The 22664-nt window shown below is 72.0% G+C and carries 18 protein-coding genes and 1 pseudogene; 18 read left to right on the top strand and 1 reads right to left on the bottom strand.

Annotated elements, in window-relative coordinates:
* Positions 1-7: 7 nt before the first annotated feature.
* Complete coding sequence (locus ACQP2P_RS45425) at positions 8-1159, bottom strand: glycosyltransferase family 4 protein (protein ID WP_433619552.1); 1152 nt, start codon at positions 1157-1159, stop codon at positions 8-10.
* 86 nt (positions 1160-1245) lie between these two features.
* Here ACQP2P_RS45425 and ACQP2P_RS45420 point away from each other — a divergent pair, with 86 nt between their 5' ends.
* The 18 genes and pseudogenes from ACQP2P_RS45420 to ACQP2P_RS45335 all read left to right on the top strand — a co-directional run bounded on the left by ACQP2P_RS45420 (position 1246) and on the right by ACQP2P_RS45335 (position 22657).
* On the top strand, positions 1246-2106 hold the full coding sequence (locus ACQP2P_RS45420) for an Fpg/Nei family DNA glycosylase (RefSeq protein WP_433619550.1): 861 nt from the start codon (positions 1246-1248) through the stop codon (positions 2104-2106).
* A 5-nt stretch (positions 2107-2111) separates the two neighbouring features.
* The gene (locus ACQP2P_RS45415; protein WP_433611820.1) at positions 2112-3551 is read left to right on the top strand and encodes a DUF2142 domain-containing protein; all 1440 of its coding nucleotides are present in this window, start codon (positions 2112-2114) and stop codon (positions 3549-3551) included.
* Between the two features lie 208 nt (positions 3552-3759).
* Complete coding sequence (locus ACQP2P_RS45410) at positions 3760-5268, top strand: sugar transferase (RefSeq protein ID WP_433611818.1); 1509 nt, start codon at positions 3760-3762, stop codon at positions 5266-5268.
* Between the two features lie 137 nt (positions 5269-5405).
* A complete protein-coding gene (locus tag ACQP2P_RS45405; protein WP_433611816.1) occupies positions 5406-6590 on the top strand; it encodes a sensor histidine kinase in 1185 nt (394 codons plus the stop codon).
* A gap of 5 nt (positions 6591-6595) precedes the next feature.
* Positions 6596-7357, top strand: coding sequence for a LytR/AlgR family response regulator transcription factor (locus ACQP2P_RS45400; protein WP_350614046.1), 762 nt, complete (start codon positions 6596-6598; stop codon positions 7355-7357).
* 66 nt (positions 7358-7423) lie between these two features.
* Positions 7424-8119 carry a response regulator gene (locus ACQP2P_RS45395; protein ID WP_433081694.1) on the top strand — a complete coding sequence of 232 codons (696 nt, stop codon included), beginning with the start codon at positions 7424-7426 and terminating at the stop codon, positions 8117-8119.
* Complete coding sequence (locus tag ACQP2P_RS45390; RefSeq protein ID WP_433081692.1) at positions 8116-9141, top strand: HAMP domain-containing sensor histidine kinase; 1026 nt, start codon at positions 8116-8118, stop codon at positions 9139-9141. The genes ACQP2P_RS45395 and ACQP2P_RS45390 overlap by 4 nt, the downstream gene beginning before the upstream one ends.
* A gap of 308 nt (positions 9142-9449) precedes the next feature.
* The gene (locus tag ACQP2P_RS45385) at positions 9450-11129 is read left to right on the top strand and encodes a DUF4153 domain-containing protein (RefSeq protein WP_433611813.1); all 1680 of its coding nucleotides are present in this window, start codon (positions 9450-9452) and stop codon (positions 11127-11129) included.
* 91 nt (positions 11130-11220) lie between these two features.
* Positions 11221-11601, top strand: a complete 381-nt coding sequence (locus tag ACQP2P_RS45380) for a hypothetical protein (protein WP_433081688.1) — start codon at positions 11221-11223, stop codon at positions 11599-11601.
* Positions 11598-13295, top strand: a complete 1698-nt coding sequence (locus ACQP2P_RS45375) for a cation acetate symporter (RefSeq protein WP_433611811.1) — start codon at positions 11598-11600, stop codon at positions 13293-13295. The genes ACQP2P_RS45380 and ACQP2P_RS45375 overlap by 4 nt, the downstream gene beginning before the upstream one ends.
* A gap of 17 nt (positions 13296-13312) precedes the next feature.
* Positions 13313-14092: an ABC transporter ATP-binding protein gene (locus tag ACQP2P_RS45370; protein ID WP_433611809.1), complete on the top strand. Its 780-nt coding sequence runs from the start codon at positions 13313-13315 to the stop codon at positions 14090-14092.
* A complete protein-coding gene (locus ACQP2P_RS45365; RefSeq protein WP_433611807.1) occupies positions 14083-15993 on the top strand; it encodes an ABC transporter permease in 1911 nt (636 codons plus the stop codon). The genes ACQP2P_RS45370 and ACQP2P_RS45365 overlap by 10 nt, the downstream gene beginning before the upstream one ends.
* 19 nt (positions 15994-16012) lie before the next feature.
* Complete coding sequence (locus tag ACQP2P_RS45360) at positions 16013-16522, top strand: flavin reductase family protein (RefSeq protein WP_433611805.1); 510 nt, start codon at positions 16013-16015, stop codon at positions 16520-16522.
* Positions 16523-16694: 172 nt separating this feature from the next.
* Positions 16695-17084 (top strand): DUF485 domain-containing protein, encoded by a 390-nt coding sequence (locus tag ACQP2P_RS45355; protein WP_433611803.1) that lies wholly within the window; start codon positions 16695-16697, stop codon positions 17082-17084.
* A pseudogene (locus ACQP2P_RS45350) lies at positions 17077-18576 on the top strand (solute symporter family protein); the annotation flags it as partial. The gene ACQP2P_RS45355 and the pseudogene ACQP2P_RS45350, both read left to right, overlap by 8 nt.
* Positions 18577-18927: 351 nt before the next feature.
* Positions 18928-19896 (top strand): UDP-glucuronic acid decarboxylase family protein, encoded by a 969-nt coding sequence (locus tag ACQP2P_RS45345; RefSeq protein ID WP_433611801.1) that lies wholly within the window; start codon positions 18928-18930, stop codon positions 19894-19896.
* 70 nt (positions 19897-19966) lie between these two features.
* Entirely contained in the window at positions 19967-21202 is a 1236-nt protein-coding gene (locus ACQP2P_RS45340) for an LCP family protein (RefSeq protein ID WP_433611798.1), read from the top strand.
* Positions 21203-21580: 378 nt separating this feature from the next.
* On the top strand, positions 21581-22657 hold the full coding sequence (locus ACQP2P_RS45335) for an LCP family protein (RefSeq protein ID WP_433611795.1): 1077 nt from the start codon (positions 21581-21583) through the stop codon (positions 22655-22657).
* Positions 22658-22664: the final 7 nt, after the last annotated feature.

Here is a 22664-nt window from a genome sequence, read left to right as displayed (position 1 = left end):
CCGCTGCTCAGCGGGTGACGCCGCGATACACGTCGATCAGCCGCGAGATGAGCACGTCCGGGGCGAACTGCGACTCGAAGCGGGCCCGCGCCACGGCGGCCAGCGCGGCCGCGCCCTCGCGGGCCTTGAGCAGCCCGTCGGCCATGGCGGCGGGCTCCGGCTCGACCACCCAGCCCGCGTCGCCGGCCAGGTAGGGCAGGCCGCCCCGGTCGGTGACGAGCACCGGCCGCCCGCTCGACAGCGCCTCGAGGACGATCGTGGGGAGCACGTCGTGCCAGGTGGAGGCGGCGATCACGCACGCCGCCCGGGCGATCTCGGCGCGCACCGCCGCGTTGTCGACGGCGCCGAGGTAGGTGACGTCCGATCGGGTCGCGGCGGCCTCCTCGGCCAGCGGGCGCAGCGGGCCGTCGCCCGCGATCCGCAGCGGGCCGAGCGCTCCGTCCGGGTGCCGCGACCAGGCGTCCAGCAGCAGCCGGAGGCCCTTCTCGGGGGAGAGCCGGGCGGCGTAGAGGAACCCCTCGCCGGGGGCCGGGGCCGCGCCCGCGTCGGGGATGCCGTTGGGCTTGACGGTGATCCGCTCGGCCGGGATGCCGAAGTCGGCCAGGTGCGCGGCGATGCGATCCGTGAGGGCGACGAAGTGGTCGACCTGCTTCCAGGTGCCGCGGTGGTAGGCCAGTGTCGCCGCCATGACCGCCGACTGGGCCTTCGAGCCGCGGTAGCACGTGTGGGTCACGGCCGGCAGGGGGAACGTCTTGCCGCGGCACTCGGTGCAGATGTGGCCGTCGCGGAAGTACAGGCCCGGCGCGCACACCTGCCGGTAGTTGTGCACCGTGTGCACGACCGGGACGCCGTGCGCGTGGGCCGTCTTCACGACCGTCGGTGACAGCAGTGGATACGGGTTGTGAAGATGGACGACATCCGGCTTTTCGCTCTTCAGCAGCTCGGCGAGCGCCTTCTGCGACGAGCCGTTGCGGATCGGCGACAGCGGCAGCAGCACCTTCTGGGCCGTTGAGAACGTGCCGATCTCGTCGGAGCTGCGCAGGAACGGCAGCACGGTGACCCCGGCCGCGCCGAGCTGCGCGATCTCGGCGTCGACGATCACGTTCTCGCCGGAGGGCTGACCGGACGCATACCGGTTGTGTGCGACGACGACCTTCAAGGACGACGCCTTGGGCGCCGCCTGAGCATCGTATGAGTCCATGGTGAACAAAGCGTACGGACCCCGGGGTGAGGCAGACTGTACGGGTGCCCGAGCTTCCCGAGGTCGAGGCGCTCGCCGCGTTCCTGCGGGAGCGCGCCGCCGGCCACACCATCGACCGCATCGAGGTCTCCTCGCTCAGCGCGCTGAAGACCTTCGACCCGCCGATCACCGCCGCGTCCGGACAGCCGATCACCGGCGCATCCCGGCACGGCAAGTTCCTCGACATTCACGTCGGCGAGGACCTGCACCTGGTCACCCACCTGGCCCGCGCCGGCTGGCTGCACTACCGCGACGCGTTCAACGCCAAGACCCCGCTCAAGCCGGGCTCCGGCCCGATCGCGCTGCGGGTGCGCCTCGACGACGAGTCCGGCTTCGACCTGACCGAGGCGGGGACGAAGAAGAGCCTCGCGGCCTACTTCGTGACCGATCCCCGGCTCGTGCCCGGCGTGTCCCGCCTCGGGCCCGACGCCCTGGCCGTGAGCGAGGACGAGTTCGCGGCGGCGATGCGCTCGCGCCGGGGCCAGATCAAGGGCGTCCTCACCGACCAGACGATCCTCGCCGGGGTCGGCAACGCCTACTCCGACGAGATCCTGCACGCCGCCAAGATGTCCCCGTTCGCGCTCACCAACAAGATCACGGATGAGGCGATGGCCCGGCTGCACGCGGCGATGCGCACCGTGCTCACCGACGCCGTCGCGCGCTCGGTCGGGCAGAAGGCGGCCACGCTGAAGTCCGAGAAGCGCTCCGGCCTGGCCGTGCACGCGCGCACCGGGCTGCCGTGCCCGGTCTGCGGCGACACGGTTCGGGAGGTCTCGTTCGCGGACACCTCGCTGCAGTACTGCCCCACCTGCCAGACCAACGGCAAGCCCTTGGCGGACCGTCGCCTGTCGAAGCTCGTACGCTGACCGGCGTGCGTCGTGCCTTCCTCGTGGCTTTCGCCGCGTTCTTCCTTCTCGGTGCGGCCTGGGCCCTCGCCCTGCCGGTGAACGGGACCTACGACGAGAAGCAGCACCTCGTCCGCGCCTACGCGGTGTGGACGGGCCAGTGGCTGCCGCACGAGCGGGCCACGGACGCGAGCGGCATCGACACCAGCGCCTTCACCGGCCCGCGCAGCCTGCTGCCGGACAACGCCGACTGCACCTGGATCGACAAGCCCGACTACCACCCGGCGAGCTGCCTGGTGGCCACCGGCGACCGGGCGGACACGCTGGTGCCGAGCGCGGCCGCGCGGTACAGCCCCGTCTACTACGCCCTCGTCGGCCTCCCGCTGCGGATCAGCCCCGACGGCACCGGCCTGATCTGGGCCCGCCTGCTGTCCGCCGCGCTCGCCGCCGCGCTGCTCGCCGCGGCGATGGCGATCGCGCCGGGCCGGCTGGAGCGGCTCGCCGTCGTGCTCGTGGCGACCCCGATGCTCGCGAACCTGGCCGGCTCCATCAACCCCAACGGGCTGGAGATCGCCGCGGCCGTGCTGCTCTTCGTGGCGCTGCTGCACCGCCGGTTCGCGCTCGCCGGCGCCGGGGCCCTGCTGCTGTTCACCGTCCGGGACCTGGGGCCCTTCTTCGCGCTGGCCGCGATCGTCCTGGCGCTCTTCGTGTCCCGGCAGCATCCGCGGGTGCTGCTGCACCGGGCCTTCGCCGTCCCGGCCGCGCTGGGCGCCGCGTTCGCCGTGTTCTGGGCGGCCGTGGCGTCCCGCGGCAGCGACCTCGTGCCGGGCCGGCCGGTGCCGCCGACGAGCACGGGCGCGATCCTGTCCGACATCGCGCACGGCCGCGCCGAGTTCTGGGCCCGCCAGATCGTGGGCCAGTTCAACTACGGCGAGACGACGATCTCGATCGCCGTCATCGGGCTGTGGTACCTCCTGTGCGCCGCCCTGGTCCTGCCCGCCCTCGTGCTGGGCGACCGGCGGCTGCGGCTCGGCGTCGGGGCCGCCTTCCTCGGCAGCGCGGCGCTGCTGGTGGCGCTGGAGCTGTACTTCGCGCCGAAGGTCGGCCACTTCGCCCACGGCCGATACGTGATGCCCCTCGGCGTCGGCGTGATCCTGCTCGCCCCGCTGGCGCTCGGTTACTCAGCGTGGTTGTCGGCCTCACCCTGGCGTGAGCGCGCGGTGCCCGTCGCCGCCGCCCTCACGGTACCTATGCAGCTCTATGCCCTGGCCCGGGTCATGACCCGCTTCGAGCGCGGGATTTCCGCGGGCCTCAACCCGTTCGGCGGCGCCTGGACGCCTCCGCTCGGCAGTCTCGTGCCGCTTCTGTGTGCTTTGGTGGGTGCTGCGCTACTCGGGGTGATTGTCACGCGGAGTTCTGTCCGGCCTACGCCAGTGCTCTCGACAGCGAATACGTTCAGCAACTAGTGTCGGCCGGTCGTCATCGGTTGCTCCGGCTGCCGTGGGACACTTTGGACGTGCTTTCCGGTGTCCGTGAACCAGCAGCGACCACGGACTTTGTCGAAACCGGCCGAGCAGAGCTGTGCCGCGCCCCCCGGGTCGCGGCGCGAGAGGACGCACTGAGGTGACCACTAGTCTCCAACGTCCGGCCACCCCGCCGAGCCGGAGATCGACCTTGGGTGAACTCGACAGCTTCGAGATTCTTCCTGATCATGCGGCGGTTCCTGTGGGCCCGAACGGTGTGCCGCGATCGGGCTGGCAGCGGACCAAACGGGCGGCGCGGTGGCACCGGCCCTACGCGGCCATCCTGGTCCTGCTCGACGTGGGCGCGGTGGCGCTGTCCTCCCTGATCGCCCAGGCGACCCTCGCCAACGCCAACGTCGGCTTCGAGGACGAGCCGGGCCTGTTCGGCCTCATCGTCTACGTGCTGCTGCCGGCCGTGTGGCTGGGGGTCCTGTGGGGCCACGGCGCGTATGACCGCCGCTACCTCGGCACCGGCACCGACGAGTTCAAGCGGGTCGTGCGCGCGTCCTGGACCGTCGTGGCGATCGTCGCCTTCGCCGCGTTCGCCTTCAAGATCCAGCTGTCCCGGTTCTCGGTCGGCGCCGCGCTGGTCCTCGGCCTGATCTTCGTGCTCGTGTTCCGCTACATAGCCCGCCGTGGCCTGGCCTTCGCCCGCACGAAGTTCCACCTCGCGACCCATCGCATGCTGCTCATCGGCACGCTGCAGGAGGCGCTGGAGGTGCACGCGGCGATCGCCAGGGACCCCGCCTCCGGGCTGGTGCCGGTCGGCATCCACCTCACCGAGGGCTACGCGCCGCGCCCGAGCACCGTCACCCCGGTGCCCGTCCACGCCGGCCGCGACATCCTCTCCCTCGTCCGCGAGCTCAACGCCGACACGATCGCGGTCTGCGGCTCGGCCAGCTCCGAGCCCGTCGAGCTGCGCCGGCTCGCCTGGCAGCTCGAGGGCACCGGCATCGACCTCGCCGTCGCGCCCCAGCTGACCGACATCGCCGGGCCGCGCGTGCACATCCGCCCGATCGAGGGCATCCCGCTGCTCTACGTCGAGGAGCCCAAGCTCTCCGGCGTCGGCTGGCTGTTCAAGAACATCATCGACCGCATCCTCGCGCTGCTCGGCCTGCTGCTCGTCCTGCCGTTCTTCCCGTTCATCGCGCTGGCCATCAAGCTGTCGGACCCCGGCCCGATCTTCTTCCGCCAGCCGCGCATCGGCCGCGAGGGCAAGACGTTCCGGGTCTGGAAGCTGCGCACGATGTACGTCGACGCCGAGGACCGCCTCGCGACGCTCAAGGACGAGAACGAGAGCGACGGGCTGCTCTTCAAGATGAAGAACGACCCGCGCGTGTTCCGGGTCGGCCGCTGGCTGCGCGCGTCTTCGGTCGACGAGCTGCCGCAGCTGATCAACGTGCTGATGGGCGAGATGTCGCTCGTCGGGCCGCGGCCGCTGCCCGCCGAGGACGGCGACTTCCTCGGCGACGTGCGCCGGCGGCTGCTGGTGCGCCCCGGCATCACGGGCCTGTGGCAGGTCTCCGGGCGCAGCGACCTGAGCTGGGACGACGCCGTGCGGCTGGACCTGTACTACGTCGACAACTGGTCGCTGATGATGGACGTCCACACGATGTGGCGGACGATCTGGGTCGTCGTATTCCGCAAGGGCGCCTACTGACGAGCGCCTTTCTGGGGGCGCTGGCCGAAAAGTCCGACACTGCGTAATCGGACTTTTCGGACCTATACCCCGTCGGGGTATTTGCCCGGGTCGCGGGCGCTCTTCCGCTCGGGCGGCCCGTGGACCACGATGTGCGCGTGGGTGCCAACCTCGCCGCCGGACTCATCGTCGTCGTGCTCGTGTGCGCGCTCGGCGGGGCCGTCTACGCGGTGATCCGGCACCGGGGCCGCCGCGCCATCGCGACCGCGGCCCAGCGGGCGACGTACGACGTGCTGCACATCGCCGAGCTCGCCGCCGAGCCGCTGCGCAGCGGGCTCACCGAGCCCGCGGCCGCCAAGGCCGTCCGGCACCTGCGCGCGCTCACGGGAGCCGCGGGCATCGCGCTCACCGACGCCAGGAGCGTCCTCGCGTTCGACGGCATCGGTGAGCACCACCGCGAGCACGCCGCCGCCGCGGCGGTCAAGGCCGTCGCGGCCGGCCGCCCGACCGTGCTCGGCGGCCGGGAGCTGCCCTGCGACCTGGTCGACTGCCCGATCCGGGGCGCCGTGGTGGTGCCCCTCGCCCAGCGCGCGGGCGCGCTCGTCGCGCTCTCCGACGGGCCGCCGGCGCCGGGGCTGGTGCAGGCGACCGCCGAGACCGCCCGGTGGGTCGGCACCCAGCTCGCCCTGGCCGAGCTCGACACCTCGCGGGCGCGGCTGGCCCGGGCCGAGGTGCGGGCGCTGCGGGCGCAGATCAGCCCGCACTTCATCTACAACGCGCTGACCGCGATCGCGAGCTTCGTGCGCACCGACCCCGAGCTGGCCCGGGAGCTCATTCTGGAGTTCGCGGAGTTCACGCGGTACAGCTTCCGCGCGCACGGGGAGTTCACGACGCTGGCCGAGGAGCTTCGGTCCATCGATCGGTACCTCACCATCGAACGCGCCCGCTTCGGCGAGCGGCTCCAGGTGCGGCTGCAGATCGCGCCCGAGGTGCTGCCGGTGACCCTGCCCTTTCTCTGCCTGCAGCCGCTGGTCGAGAACGCCGTGCGGCACGGGCTCTCGCGCAAGCCCGGCATGGGCACGGTCAGCATCGTCGCGCGCGATGCCGGGGCCGAGTGCCACATCACCGTTGAGGACGACGGCGTCGGCATGGACCCGGCCGCGCTGCTCAACGCCGACGACGCCACCGACGCCGGGCAGCACGTCGGGTTGCGCAACGTCGACGATCGGCTACGTTCGGTCTTCGGTGACGGCTTCGGCGTTGTGGTCGAGACCGCGCCCGACGCCGGGACCAAGGTCAGCATGCGCGTGCCCAAATTCCATCCGGGAGTGACCTCGCATTGAGCTCTTTGACTGAGCACGGCTTCCTGCGCGTGCTGGCCGTCGACGACGAGGTGCCCGCCCTCGACGAGCTCGCGTACCTGCTGCGTGCCGACCCCCGCGTCGGGCGCCTGCACTGCGCCGGGGACGCGACCGAGGCGCTGCGCGTGCTGCGCGACGCCGACGTCGACGCGGTGTTCCTCGACATCCGCATGCCCGGGCTGGACGGCATGGAGCTCGCCCGCGTCCTGGGCCGGTTCGCGAAGCCGCCGGCGGTCGTGTTCGTGACGGCGTACGACGACCGCGCCGCCGAGGCGTTCGACCTCGGCGTGGCCGACTACGTGCGCAAACCCGTGCGCGCGGACCGCCTCGCGGAGTCCATTCGCCGGGTGCTCGCCACCCGGCTCGTCCCGGCCCATCCGGCCGTGGCCGCGCGCCGGGACCGGCAGGACGACCCGACGATCCCGGTGGAGCTCGCGGGCACGACCCGGATGCTGCCGCGCTCGTCGGTGCGGTGGGTCGAGGCGCAGGGCGACTACGCGCGCCTGCACACGGCGGACGCCTCGCACCTCGTGCGCGTCTCGCTGGCCACCCTGGCCGAGCGCTGGGCCGATGCGGGGTTCGTGCGGATCCATCGGTCGTACCTCGTGCAGCTCAAGCTCATCACCGAGCTGCGCATGACCAACACCGGCTACGTCGTGCTGATCGACGAGCACGAGCTGCCCGTCTCCCGGCGTCACACACGGGAGCTGAAGGATCGCCTGGTGCGAGCGGCCAAGTCCTGGAGCTGAGGTTCTCCACAATTCCTGCACATTGCCGACTGAGGGCCTGCACGTGCGGGCCCTACGCTCCTCTTCATGACAGGTGGAGAGCGCAGGCGCGTGCTCGTGGTGGACGACGAGCGGATGATCGCCGAGTCGATCGCGGTGCGCCTGCGGGCCGAGGGCTTCTCCGTCGACACGGCCCACGACGGGCCCGCCGCGGTCGCCGCCGCCCGGCTCATGCGCCCCGACCTCGTGGTGCTCGACGTGATGCTGCCCGGCTTCGACGGCCTCGAGGTGTGCCGCCGAATTCAGGCCGAGCGGCCGGTCGCGGTGCTGATGCTGACCGCCCGTGACGACGAGAACGACCTGCTCGTCGGGCTGGCCGTCGGGGCCGACGACTACCTGACCAAGCCCTTCTCGATGCGGGAGCTGGCCGCGCGGGTGCACGTGCTGCTGCGCCGCCTCGAGCGCCTCGCCCAGGTGCAGCCCGACCCGAACCAGACCCCGATCGTCCTCGGCGACCTCGAGATCAACCGCGCGCAGCGGCGCGTCACCCGGGCCGGAGTCGAGGCGCACCTGACGCCGACCGAGTTCGACCTGCTCGTCAACCTCGCCGCCCGGCCGCGCACGGTGCTGCCCCGTGAGCGGCTGCTCGCCGAGGTGTGGGGCTGGGCCGACGCCTCCGGCACCCGCACCGTCGACAGCCACATCAAGGCGCTGCGCCGCAAGCTCGGCGCCGACCTCATACGCACGGTCCACGGCGTGGGCTACGCACTGGAGTCCGCATGAAGCTGAAGGCGATCGTCGACTTCCTCCCGCGGCCGCTCGACCCGCTGCGGTCGATCAAGCTCAAGCTCGCGGTGCTGCTGCTCGCCTCGGCCTGCGCCGGGCTCGGCGTGTTCTGGATCGGGGTCGGGTGGATTCCGCCGAACACGACGTACATCGCCCTGACCGCCGGCCTGCTCACCTCCCAGGTGCTCGCCCACGGGGTGACGCGCCCGCTGCGCGAGATGACTTCCGCCGCCCGCGCCATGGCCCGCGGGGACTACTCGACCCGCGTCCGCGCCACGTCCAAGGACGAGGTCGGCCAGCTCGCGGTCGCCTTCAACCAGATGGTGGGCGAGCTCGCCGCGGCCGACCAGCAGCGCCGCGAGCTGATCGCCAACGTCTCGCACGAGCTGCGCACCCCGATCTCCGCGCTCCAGGCGGTGCTCGAGAACATCGTCGACGGCGTCGCCGAGCCGGACCCGGCCACGCTGCGCACCGCGCTGGCCCAGACCGAGCGGCTGGGGCGGCTGGTGACGGAGCTGCTGGACATCTCGCGGCTGGACGCCGGGGTGGTGCCGCTGGACCGCGAGCTGTTCCACATCGAGGACCTGCTGCACGAGGTCGTCGCCGAGGCCGAGGTGAAGGCCGCGGCGGCCGGGCACAAGGTCGAATACCTCTCCTGCTCGTTTCCGGAGAACGCGCTGGTCAAAGCCGATCGCGCGCGCCTGCACCACGTCCTGACCAACCTCGTCGACAACGCCGCGCGGCACAGCCCGGACGGCGGCACGGTGACCATCGTGGGCCGCCGCGAGCCCGGCCGCGTCATGATCGAGGTCGCCGACGAGGGCCCCGGCATCCCGACCGCCGAGCGCGAGCGCGTCTTCGAGCGCTTCACCCGCGGCGCACGCCCCTCGGGCGGCGGCACGGGTCTCGGCCTGGCCATCGCCCAGTGGCTGACCCAGCTGCACGACGGCACCATCGCGGTCGTCGAGCAGCCGGACAACCTCCCGGGGTGCCGAATCCGCGTGACACTGCCCGCCTGACGCTGCCCGCATGACGCTGCCCGCCTGACGCTCCACTTCCCGTTCTCGTGACCGGGCACCACCCCGGCCGCGCAGCGCCGCGCGCCCGCTTGCCGGTGACTCACCACTTTCGCGCGTTTCAGGAGCCGACTGTGTCCAACATCCCTGAGCAGCCTTCGACGCCGTCGAACACTTCCGACGGGCCACGAACACCCGGCCGGGCCGAGCCCGGGGCGTTCGCGGCGCCGAGCGAACCAGTGCATCAACCGCCGAACCAACCGCGGAGTCAGGTCGCCCTGGCGCCCCCGCCTCCGCGCCCGATCACGCCGGTGCTGGCGAATCCCGCCCTGATCAGCCCCGTCCGCCTCGGCCCGGCGGCGCCGACGCTGTGGCAGCGGGCGTGGCCGGCGCGCACCCCCGCCGCCGGCACCGCCGCCCTCTACGGCGCGCTGGCCGCCGCCGTGGTCGCCGCGGCCGCCCTCCCGCCGGACCGCCCCGGCATCGGCTGGCCGATCGCGGGCCTCGGCCTGCTGCTCCCCCTGGTCCTGCTCCTGGTGACCCGCGCGCCGGCCCGGCCCGGGGCCCGCATCGAGGCGGTGCTGTGGTGCGCGGCCGCGCTGGCCCTGCTCGGCGTCGGCTTCTTCCGGGCCGCGGGCTGGCTGTTCGCCCTGAGCGCGCTGACCGCCTTCGGCTGCATGGCGCTCGCGGTCGGCCGCCACCGCCGCGTCCCGGCCGTCCTGGCCGCACCGTTCACGCTGGTCTTCGCCGTGTTCCGGGCGCTGCCGTGGTCGGCCGCGGGCGTGAGCCGCTCCGGCCCGCGCACGAACACCGCCCCGGCGGCCCCGGCCGCCGCGGCCGGGCCCGACCAGGCTCCGGTCGCCCCAGCCGCCCCAGCCGCCCCGGCCGCCCCGGCCGCCCCAGCCGCCCCGGCCGCCCCGGCCGCCCCAGCCGCCCCGGCCGCCCCAGCCGGACCCGACCAGGCCGAGGCCGTGCGGGCCGGGAACAACGGGCTGCGGCTGCTCCTGTCGATCGCCATCGGCGTGGCGCTCGTCGTCGTGTTCGGCGCCCTCTTCGCCAGCGCCGATCCCGGCTTCGCCAAGGTCGTCGACGCGGTCGTCCCGTCGATCGACGCCGACACCGTCGCGCGGTGGGCGCTCGTCGCGACCGCGGCCGCCGGCCTCTCGCTGGGCGGGGCGTTCCTCGTGGCGAACCCGTCCGCGATCGGCGATCGGGACGCGAACGTCCGGCCCGTGCGCCGGGTCGAGTGGCTGGTGCCGGTCGGGGCTCTGCTGGCGCTCTTCGCGGTCTTCGTGGCCGTCCAGCTCACGGTGCTGTTCGGCGATCGCGGGTACGTGATGCGGACCGTCGGGCTGACGTTCGCCGAGTACGCCCGCAAGGGCTTCTGGCAGCTCCTCGTCATCACCCTGCTGACCCTGTGCGTCATGGGGGTGACCGTCCGCAAGGCGCCGCCCGCCGACCGGGGGCTGCTCCGGCTGCTGCTCGGCCTGCTCGCGCTGTGCTCGCTGGTCGTGGTCGGCTCGGCGCTGTGGCGGATGAACGTGTACGAGGAGGCGTACGGGTTCACGCGGCTGCGCGTGTTCGTCAGCGCCGTCGAGCTGTGGCTGGGCGCGCTGTTCGTGCTCGTGATGGTCGCCGGCCTCACCCCGTCCGCGCGGTGGCTCGGCCGCGCGGGGGTCGCGCTGTGGGTCGTCGTCCTGCTCGGGCTCGCGGTGCTCAACCCGGATCGGCTCATCGCCGCGCACAACGTCGAGCGGGCGGATCGCAGCAACGCCGACATCTGGTATCTCAGCACCCTCTCCGCCGACGCGACGCCCGAGCTCGACCGGCTGCCCACCGGTCAGCGCGAGTGCGCCCTGTCGGGGATCTCCGGCGAACTCGCCGAGCACGCGGACGACTGGCGGGGATGGAACCTGGCCCGGGCCCGGGCGCGTCAGATCGTTCCGGAACCGATCGGGGCGGGGGACTACCCCTGCTACCGGCGGTACTGAAGGAAATATCCGAAAAGGGGCAAGGGCCGACATGCAAACGGGGGATGTCGGCCCTTGCTTTTGTTTCACGCACGTTGCGAGACTGCGGTCCATGGAGCCGTCGACGCCGCGCGTCCGGGTGGTGCTCGGTGACGTCTCCCGGGCCCCGATCCACCCCGCGCGGGCCCGCGAGGAGCTGGAGGAGCAGAGCCCGGTCGGCGCCGCGCTCGCCCGCGGACTGGTGCGCGCCCAGCTGTCCGTGGCCGTGCGGCTCTCGGCCGTCGTCGCGATCGGGCTCGGCGGGCTGCCGCTGCTCTTCGCGGCGGTGCCGGCGGTGGCGCACGCCCGGCTTTTCGGGGTGTCGCTGCCGTGGCTGCTGCTCGGCGTGCTGGCGTACCCGTTCCTCTACCTGGTCGGCGCCGTGTACGTGCACCTGGCCGAGCGCAATGAGCAGGAGTTCGTGGCCCTGGTCGAAGACCGCGGCCAGAAGTGAGCTCCTACGCCGTGACGGCGGTCGTCCTCGTCACCCTCGCGACCGTCGCCATCGGCCTCTACGGGCTGCGCTTCGCCCGCACCACGTCCGACTTCCTGGTCGCCTCCCGCATGGTCAGCCCGACCTGGAACGCGGCCGCGATCAGCGGCGAGTACCTCTCCGCCGCGAGCTTCCTGGGCGTCGCGGGTCTGGTGCTCAAGCACGGCGTCGACCTGCTGTGGTACCCCGTCGGCTTCGCGGCCGGCTACCTCGCGCTGCTGCTGTTCGTCGCCGCCCCGCTGCGCCGCTCCGGCGCGTTCACGCTGCCGGACTTCTGCGAGGTGCGGCTGCGCTCGAAGCGGCTGCGCAAGCTCGCGACCGCGTTCGTGATGTTCATCGGCTGGCTCTATCTCGTGCCGCAGCTGCAGGGCGCCGGGCTCACCCTGCAGACGGTGACGGGCGCGCCCTACGCCCTCGGCGCGCTGCTGGTCGGGGTCGTGGTGACGCTCAACGTGGCCCTCGGCGGGATGCGCTCCATCACCTTCGTGCAGGCGTTTCAGTACTGGCTGAAGCTCACCGCCCTCGCCGTGCCCTTCGTGTTCCTGATCATGCAGTGGCAGCACGACGGCCGCCCCGCCCTGACCGCACCCGACGGGCCCCGCTTCCCCGCCGTGACGACCGTCGCCATCGACCACGACACCCGGCTGACGGTGGCCGAGGCGACGACGGTCACCGGCCACGGCCTCGTCGACGGCGTGCTGACCGACGGCAGCTTCGTGCTCACCCCCGGCGAGCACGCCGTCACCGAGGGCGCGGTGCTCGTGTTCGACCAGGCGGCGGCGGTACCGCGAGTCGCCGCCGTCTCCGCGGACACCCCGCTGGAATGGCTGCGCCCGGGCGAGTCCGCGCAGGACCTGTTCGGCACCTACTCGCTCATCCTGGCGACGTTCCTGGGCACCATGGGCCTGCCGCACGTGCTCGTGCGCTTCTACACCAACCCCGACGGCGCCGCCGCCCGCCGCACCACGCTCGTCGTGCTCGGCCTGGTCGGCGTGTTCTACCTGACCCCGACCCTGTACGGCGCACTCGGGCGCATCTACACCCCGCAGCTGCTCATGACCGGCAACACCGACGCCGTCGTGCTCCTGCTGCCCTCGGCCGCGCTCGGCGGGGACGTCACCGGCCGGCTGCTGAGCGCGCTCGTGGCGGCCGGCGCGTTCGCCGCGTTCCTCTCGGCCTCCTCGGGCCTGCTCACCAGCGTCGCCGGGGTGCTGTCCACGGACGTGCTCGGGCACGGCTCGGTCCGCGACTTCCGCCGCTCCGCGCTGGTCGCCGGCGTCGTGCCGCTCCTGCTCGCCCTCTTCGTCGCGAGCCTGGACGTCTCCCAGGTCGTCGGGCTCGCCTTCGCCGTCGCCGCGTCGAGCTTCTGCCCGCTGCTGGTGCTCGGCATCTGGTGGCGCGGCCTCACCGCGATCGGCGCCGCCGCCGGGATCATCGTCGGCGGCGGGGCGGCCGCGACCGCGGTGCTGCTCACCGTGCTGGGCGGCCCGCTGGAGGGCTGGGCCGGCGTGCTCACGACCCAACCGGCCGCGTGGTCGGTGCCTTTGGCCTTTCTGGTCATGATTCTGGTCTCCCTGCTGACAAGGCACCGTTTGCCCGTGGGGGTCGGAGCGATCATGCTTCGCCTGCACGCGCCCGATGCGCTGCGTTTGTAGTGGCAAGGGTGGACAGCGTGACCTACGTTCAACACGTGACAGGCGGGCCGAATCCGGCTCTCGCGCTGCGGGGGCTCAGCAAGCGCTTCGATGACAAGGTCGCGGTCGCCGGAGTCGACCTCGACGTGCCGACGGGATCGTTCTTCGGGCTGCTCGGCCCGAACGGCGCCGGCAAGACCACCTCGTTGTCCATGGCCGTGGGGCTGCTGCGCCCCGACGCCGGGCACGCCTACGTGCTCGGCCACGACGTGTGGTCGGACCCGGTCGAGGCCAAGCGGCGCCTGGGCGCGCTGCCGGACTCGGCGCGCATGTTCGACCGGCTCTCCGGCAGCGAGCTGCTGGCCTACACCGGGCTGCTGCGCGGGCTGCCGCAGGACGTCGTCGACGCCCGGGCCGCGGAGCTGCTCGACGTGCTCGGCCTCGCCGACGCCGGGCGCACCCTGGTCGTCGACTACTCCGCGGGCATGAAGAAGAAGATCGGCCTGGCCTGCGCGCTGCTGCACGCGCCGCGGCTGCTCGTGCTCGACGAGCCGTTCGAGGCCGTCGACCCGGTCTCCGGCGCGCTCATCCGGGACATCCTGATCCGCTACGTGCGCAACGGCGGGACGGTCGTCTTCTCCAGCCACGTCATGGCCGTGGTCGAGAAGCTGTGCACGCACATCGCGATCCTGGCCGACGGGCAGATCAAGATCGTCGGTACCACGGACGAGGTGCGCGGCGGCCGCGAGCTCGAGGACGTCTTCGTCGACATCGTCGGCGGCCGCGTCTCCACGGGCGCGGAGCTGTCGTGGCTGTGACCGGCGGCGCCGACGCCCCGATCCCGCAGCCCCGCCCCGGCGCCGACTCCGGACCGCTGTGGCCGGACATGGGCACCGCGCACCCGGGCACCGCGCCCTCAGGTTTCGCGCACCCAGGGGCCGCGCGCCCAGGGGCCGCGCACCCGGCCGCCGTCGGCGTGCCCGCGCCGCGGCCCGCACCGCCCGACACGCCCACGCTGCGCCCGCACGAGCCGATCGCGACGGGCCGACCGCGGATCTCGTACTTCGTCCGCCTCAAGCTGCGCATCCTGGGCAACTCGCTGCGGCCCGGCCGCTCGCACCCGGCCGACTCGGCGCGCAAGCGGTTCGGCCGGCACTCGCGGCTCATCCTCTTCGTCCTCGGCGCGCTGTTCGGGCTCTGGGCCGCGTTGCTCGGCTTCGCCGCGTTCGCGGCCAGCAGCCTGGCGACCGGGCAGCTGCGCCCGACCGTGGCCGCGTTCGCCGGGGCCGCCGTCGTGCTCGCCTGGGTCTTCGTGCCGCTGCTGTTCTTCGGCGTCGACGAGACCCTCGACCCGGCGCGCTTCGCGCTGCTGCCGGTGCCGCGCCGCACGCTGATCGGCGGCATGCTCGCCGCCGCGTTCGTCGGCATCCCGCCGACCGTCACGCTGCTGGCCACCCTCGGCTCGGTCATCGGCGCCGTGCGCGACGGCGGCGTCGCGGCCGCGATCGTCGCGGTGCTCGGCGCGGCCGTCGGCATCGGCGTGTGCGTGGCCGCGAGCCGGGCGGTGACGAGCGCGTTCGCGCGCATGCTGCGCTCGCGCCGGGTCCGCGACCTGGCCGCGCTGCTGATCGCGCTCCTGGGCATCTCGTGCAACCCGCTGTTCCAGCTCGTCTTCGCGCTCGTCCAGCGGGGCGAGTCGCGGCAGGCGACGCTGGTCGGCGAGGTGCTGTCGTGGACCCCGCTGGCGGCGCCCTACGTGGCATACGTGGACGCCGTCGACGGCAACTGGGCGCTGGTCCCGGTCCGGCTGCTCATCGGGGTGGCCGGGATCGTGCTGCTGCTGTGGTGGTGGCAGCAGACGATCGAGTCGGCGATGATCGGCAGCGCCGCGGGCCCGGGCGCCAACCGCCGGGCCGCGACCGGCGAGGCGCCGGTGCGCGCGTTCATCCCGCGGATCGTGGGGTTCCTGCCGGCCGGGCGGTTCACGGCGCTGCTGTCGCGGGAGATGCGCTACTGGCTGCGCGACCCCCGCCGCCGGGCGAGCCTCATCTCGCTGCTGGCCGCGTCGGTGGTCATCCCGTTCGCGTTCACCTTCGGCGCCAACGGCGGCCGCTCGGGCACGCCCGGGCTGAGCCAGCACGCGCTCGTGTTCTCGCTGATGTTCGCGGGCGCGTTCGTCGGCCTGGTGCTGGTCAACCAGTTCGGCAACGACGGCACGGCCTACGCGCTGCACATGCTCACCGAGGTGCCCGGCCAGGTCGAGCTCGCGGCCCGCGCCGTCGCCGTGGGGGTCCTGGCGTTTCCGCTGCTGCTCATCGGTACCGTCGCCGCCTCGATCCTGAGCGGGCACGCCGCCGAGCTTCCGGCCGCCGTCGGGGTCGGGCTGTGCTCCTTCGGCATCTCGGTCGGGGCCGCCGGCATCACGTCCGTCCTCGCGCCCTACCCGATGCCCGAGTCCACCAACCCGTTCGCGATGAACAGCGGCCGGGGCGGGGCCAAGGGCCTGCTGTCCTTCGTGAGCATGTTCTGCACCTGGATCCTGACCGCGCCGGTGGCCGTCGCGTTCGCGCTGCTGCCCGCCGGGCTCACCTGGGTCGTGCTGCCGATCGGGCTCGCGTGGGGCTTCGCGATCGCCTGGGCCGGCACCCGGGTCGCGGGCAACCTGCTGCAGCGGCGGGCTCCCGAGGTGTTGGCCGCGGTGACCCCGAAGCGGGCCTGACGTTGGCGACAATGGGGGCGTGAGCATCCACGCCTCCGACCCGTTCGCCACGCCGGACGAGCTCAAGTCGCCCGTCCGGCGGCTGCGCGGGCGGCTGCCGGCCGCCGTCACCCTGTGGACCGCCGCGAGCGAGCGCCACGGCGAGCGGGGCCTGACCGTCTCGTCGCTGCTCGTCGTGGACGGCGAGCCCGGCCGGGTGCTCGGGCTGGTCGACGACGAGAGCGACCTGTGGGCGGCGGCCGAGGAGAGCGGGCGGTTCGCGGTGAGCCTGCTGGCCGCGGACGACCGGCAGCTCGCGGACCGCTTCGCGGGGCTGATGCCGGCGCCGGGCGGGCTCTTCGCCACCGGCGAGTGGGAGCGCACCGGCTTCGGGCCGGTGCCGCGCGGGCGCAGCTGGGCCGGGTGCCGCCTGGCCGGGGCCGAGCCCAAGGGCTGGTCGCTGCTCGTGGAGGCGGAGATCGAGCACGTCGAGCTGCTCGACGCCGACGGGGAGCCCCTGGTGCACGAGCGCGGCCGCTACCGCCGCTGAGAACGTTTCGATACCACCGGTAAGCGGTGTGACGGGTGTCACTGGGCGCACGGGCGGTGCCGTTCGGCGCACGTGCGGTACCGATGCCGGGTAAAGATCTTTATAGATGCCTGCCGGGTTCCTACCGTGCGCGGTTACCCGCACCACACCCAATGGCAGGTGGTGATCAACCATGAGCACCGAGACCCCGGCTTCCGAGGAGACCGGCGAGAACCGCTACGTCGCCGTCGCCCGCACGCCGGAGTTCGACGCGCTGCGCAGCACGCTGCGCAAGTTCGTCTTTCCCGTGTCCGCCGCGTTCCTCGTCTGGTACGCGCTCTACGTGCTCCTGTCCGCATACGCCCGCGACTTCATGAGCACCAAGGTCGTCGGGCACATCAACGTCGCCCTGATCTTCGGGCTCCTGCAGTTCGTGTCGACGTTCCTGATCGCGTGGCTCTACGCGCGCTACGCCGAGCGTCGCATCGACCCGCTGGCCGACGACCTGCGCGCCCGGATCGAGGGCGCGCCGGCCGGCACCACAGCGGTCGCCGCGACGACGGAGGGAGAGGGCGATGCCTGATCACGTGTATCTCGCCGCGACGTCGGTGACGACCCAGCGCACGCTGACCCTGACGCTGTTCGTCATCCTGGTCGGCGTCACGCTCGGCATCACCATCTGGGCGAGCCGGCAGAACCGCACCGCCGCCGACTTCTACGCCGGCGGCCGCTCGTTCAGCGGCTTCCAGAACGGCATGGCGATCGGCGGCGACTACATGTCGGCGGCGAGCTTCCTCGGCATCGCCGGCATCATCGCGCTCAACGGCTACGACGGCTTCCTCTACAGCATCGGCTTCCTGGTCGCGTGGCTCGTCGCGCTGCTGCTGGTGGCCGAGCTGATGCGCAACTCGGGCCGGTACACGATGGCCGACGTGCTCGCGTTCCGCATGCGGCAGGCGCCGGTGCGCACCGCGGGCAGCATCTCGACGATCATCGTGTCGATCTTCTACCTGCTCGCCCAGATGGTCGGCGCCGGCGCGCTCGTGGCGCTGCTGCTGGGCATCAAGGCCGGCGACACGTTCATGGGCATGAGCGCCGAGACCGCGAAGATCGTCACGATCGCGCTCATCGGCGTGCTGATGATCGTGTACGTCACGGTCGGCGGCATGAAGGGCACGACCTACGTGCAGATCGTCAAGGCGTTCATGCTGATGATCGGCGCGCTCGTGCTGACCCTGCTCGTCCTCGCGCACTACAAGTTCAACCTGTCGAGCCTGCTCGGCGAGGCCGCGGCGAAGTCGGGCCGCAACCCGGCCGACGCGTTCCTCGAGCCCGGGCTGCGCTACGGCCGCGAGTTCGCCGGCAACGCCACGGCGACGCTGGTGAGCAAGCTGGACCTGATCTCGCTCGGCCTCGCGCTGGTGCTCGGCACCGCGGGCCTGCCGCACATCCTGATCCGGTTCTACACCGTCCCCAACGCCAAGGCGGCCCGCAAGAGCGTCGTCTGGGCGATCGGCCTCATCGGCGTGTTCTACCTGATGACCCTGGCGCTGGGCTTCGGCGCCGCGGCGCTGGTCGGCCGCCAGGCGATCGTCGCGCAGGACGCCGCCGGCAACACCGCGGCCCCGCAGCTGGCGCAGGAGCTGGGCAAGCGGTATCTCGGCGGCGACTTCGGCGGATCGCTGCTCCTGGCGATCATCGCCGCCGTCGCCTTCGCCACCATCCTCGCCGTGGTCGCCGGGCTCACCCTGGCCTCGTCCTCGTCGCTGGCGCACGACCTCTACGCCAACGTCATCAAGCGGGGCCAGACCGACGAGCGGCAGGAAGTCGTCGTCGCGCGGTACTCGGCGTTCGTCATCGGCGCCGTGGCCATCGTGCTGGGCATCGTGGCCCGCAACCTCAACGTCGCCTTCCTGGTGGCGCTGGCGTTCGCGATCGCCGCGTCGGCGAACCTGCCGGCGATCCTGTTCTCGCTGTTCTGGAAGCGGTTCAACACCCGCGGCGCGACCTGGGGCATCTACGCCGGCCTCATCTCGGCCGTCGGCGTGGTGCTGCTCAGCCCGATCGCCTGGGGCGGCGTCAGCGACGCCCGCACCCCGGCGACGCTCAACGCGGCCCAGGCCAAGGACTGCGGCGTGGCGCAGACCTCCAAGGAGGTGTCCAACGCCACGGCGCTGTTCAGCTGCACCACGGCGGCGCCGATCCCGCTGGAGAACCCGGGCTTGATCTCGATCCCGATCGGGTTCATCTTCGCCGCCATCGGCGCGATGACCAGCAAGGAGCGGGACCCGGACAAGTACAGCGAGCTGGAGGCCCGGTCGCTGACCGGCGCCGGCGCGCACTGACGAAGGTCACCGAAGTGTGCCGGGTCCGGGGGTGCCGCCGAGCCCCCGGGCCCGACACCGGGACACGCTAGGCTGTCGGTCATGGTCGTTGCGCAGCGTTACGGCGAGGGTCACCGCGTCCTTCTGACCGGTGGAGCGGGGTTTGTCGGGTCCCACCTCGCGGATGCCCTGATCGCCCGAGGGGCCGAGGTCGTCGTTGTCGACAACTTCCTCACGGGGAGTAAGGACAACGTCGCGCACCTGCACGAGAATCCCAGGTTCACCCTGGTCGAGGCGGATGTGACCGAGCCGCTGCCGGCCGTCGAAGCCCTCGCGGCGCGTTTCGACGCGATCATGCACTTCGCCTCCCCGGCCAGCCCGACCGACTTCGCGTCGCTGCCGGTGGAGATCCTGCGGGTCGGCTCGCTGGCCACCCTGCAGCTGCTGGAGCGGGCCGCGGCCGACGGGGCCCGGTTCATCATGGCCTCGACGTCCGAGGCCTACGGTGACCCGCTGGTCCACCCCCAGCCGGAGTCCTACTGGGGCAACGTCAACCCGATCGGCATCCGCAGCGTCTACGACGAGGCCAAGCGCTTCTCGGAGGCGGCCGTCATGGGCTACCACCGCGGCCGCGGGGTCGACGTGGGCATCGTGCGGATCTTCAACACCTACGGCGAGCGCATGCGCCCCGACGACGGGCGCGCGATCCCGACCTTCATCTCCCAGGCGCTGCGCGGCGAGGCGATCACCGTGCACGGCACCGGCACGCAGACGCGCTCGATCACTTACGTCTCCGACCTCGTGCGCGGCATCCTGGCGCTGCTCGACTCCCACGAGACCGGCCCGATCAACTGCGGCACCACGCACGAGATGACCATGCTGGAGCTCGCCGAGACGATCGTGCGGATTTGCGACAGCTCTTCCCGCGTGGCGCTCGTCGCCCGGACGGCGGACGACCCCGAGCGGCGCCGGCCCGACCTGACCAAGGCGCGTGAGCTGCTGGGATACGAGCCGGTCGTCGGGCCCGAGGAGGGACTCGCCCGCACGGTCGAGTATTTCCGCAACCGCTGACACTCCCCGGTTCGTGCCGCGCCCGTCGCGCTTGCGCGGCGCGAGGGCGCCGGGTTCGTATCGTGGTGTTATGCCCACCACGCCTGCCTCACGCGGCCCAAACTCCTCGGGTCGCGCCTCGGTGCCCGGCGCGCTCGCTCCGACGTCGGGCGCGCGCGCCCGAGTTTCCGCAGCCAACGCCCCGACCAGCCCCGCGTCGCCAGGCGTGTACGGCCGGCCGGGTTCGCCGCCGCCGCCCAACCGCCCGGGCCGCACCCCGGGCAACGGCGGCCAGTACTCCGGTCGCAAGAAGATCCGTCCACGCTGGGGCCGCATCGCACTCGTCGCCGGCGCCGGCATCGTCGTGCTGGCCCTGCTGGCCGGCCTCGGCGGCTACATCTACTACCGCAACGTCGACTCCGGCCTGAACCGCGACGACCCGTTCTCGCAGATCACCGACGGCCGGCCGCCCAAGGTGGCCGACGGCGCGCTGAACATCCTGCTGCTGGGCAGCGACTCCCGCGACCCCGACAACAAGGGCAAGGCGGGTGAGTGGCGCACCGACACGATGATCATGATGCACATCCCGGCCGACCACCAGAAGGCCTACCTGATCTCGATGCCGCGCGACCTCTACGTGCACATCCCCAAGAGCAAGACGACGCAGTACGGCAACACGAACGCCAAGCTCAACGCGTCGTTCTCGTGGGGCGGCACCCCGCTGACCGTGCAGACCATCGAGGAGTACACGAAGGTCCGCATGGACCACGTGCTGCTCATCGACTTCGGCGGCTTCAAGCAGGTGATCGACGCCCTCGGCGGCATCGACATGAACATCGAGAAGGACATCACCTCGATCCACCCGCCGAAGCGGCAGTTCAAGAAGGGCATGAACCACCTCAACGGCGACGAGGCCCTGGACTACGCGCGGCAGCGCTACCAGTTCCCCGACGGCGACTTCGCCCGCATGCGTCACCAGCAGGAGATGATGAAGGCCATCCTCGACAAGGCCGTCAGCTCCGGCACGGTGACCAGCCCGTCGAAGCTCAACTCGTTCCTCAAGGCCGTCACCAAGGCGATGACCGTCGACAAGGACTTCTCGCTGGCCGACATGGCGCTGCAGTTCCGCAACCTGCGCAGCGACGACCTCACCTTCATGGTGAGCCCGAACGACGGCAGCAAGAAGATCAACGGCGAGGACGTCGTGGTGCCGGACAAGGAGAAGGCGACCTCGCTCTACGAGGCCGTCCGCACCGACAAGATGGCCGACTGGATGGCGACCAACGGCCCGAAGCCCTCGACGGTGCCGTCGGCCAAGACCAAGTAAGCCCGTAAATCGGGCAAGCCCGGGCATGTCTCCCCGCGAGCGGGGTTGCATGCCCGGGCTGTCGTCTACATCTCATTGCCCGAATGCCTGGCGAACGCGTAGAAATCGCCCATCGATGGCCACACAGGGGACCACGCCCGGGTGGCTCGGTCAGCGGAGCTGTGGCCGCGAACGTAGACTCGGATGAATTCCCGCCGGCGCGCGGGCGGGTTGGCTCGGGGGCATCGAATGCAGCAGGAGCTCGACGGTCAGGCCGGCACATCCACCGACGACGCCGTCGCCGCCGCGAGTGAGAATACCCCAGAAAGCGCGGAATCTTCCGAATCCGCACCATCTGCATCCTCGGTTGCGACGAAGCGGGCCGGGAAAAGGAACAGGGTGAAGCTCCCCGGCCGCGACCCGATCTGGGCCCGGCTGCTCATCGCCCTCGGACTCGTCGTGGTGCTGCTCTCGGCCACCGCCGTCGTCGGGGTGAACGCGCTCAACCGGCGCTACACGGCGAGCATCAACCAGAAGACGCTGCTCGGCGACAGTTCGCGCGCCGGCAACGCCGACGAGACGCGCCACGCCGCGATCGACGGCCCGCTCAACTTCCTGCTGCTCGGCTCGGACCTGCGCGCCCTCGACCCCGAGGACGGCCAGCGCTCCGACTCGATCATCATCCTGCACATCCCGGCCACCATGGACCGGGCCTACCTGCTGTCGATCCCGCGCGACCTGCGGGTGCCGATCCCCGCCTTCGCGGCGACGGGCTTCCGCGGCTCGTCCCACGAGAAGATCAACGGCGCGTTCCAGCACGGCGGCGGGGGCGAGGGCGGCGTGCAGCTGCTCGCCGAGACCCTGCACAACGTGCTCGGCATCCGGTTCGACGGCGCCGCGATCGTCGACTTCGACGGCTTCAAGACCGCGGTCGACCTGCTCGGCGGGGTCGACATGTGCATCGACCAGAAGGTCACCTCGATCCACCTCGGCTGGGACGACAAGGGCAACTACCTCTCGCCCGCGAACGGCGGTCACCCGGCCGTCTACGAGCCCGGCTGCCACCACCTCGAGTCGTGGCAGGCGCTGGACCTCGTCCGGCAGCGCAAGAGCCTCGCCAACGGCGACTACGACCGCCAGAAGAACCAGCAGAAGTTCATCCGGGCGATGCTCGACAAAGCGCAGGAGAAGGACCTCACCACCAACCCGATCGCGCTGGACAAGTTCATCCGGGCGATCGGTCAGGCGCTGACCGTCGACACCAACGGCGTCTCGCTGGCCGACCTGATGTTCGCGCTGCGCAACGTGAGCCCCAGCAACCTGATGGGCCTGCAGGTGCCGTCCGAGCCGCAGGACATCGGCGGCATCTCCTACGTGGTGGCCCTGCCCGAGTCCGAGGGTCTCTACACCGCCATGCGCGACGACCTGCTGGACTCGTGGGCGGTCGAAAACCCCACCTGGGTCAACCACATGTAGCCTGTTT

This window comes from Dactylosporangium sp. CA-139114 (assembly GCF_050955725.1).
Lineage (GTDB): Bacteria > Actinomycetota > Actinomycetes > Mycobacteriales > Micromonosporaceae > Dactylosporangium.
Note: the sequence above shows the minus strand (reverse complement) of the source record. Positions and strands in the feature narration are given on the sequence as shown.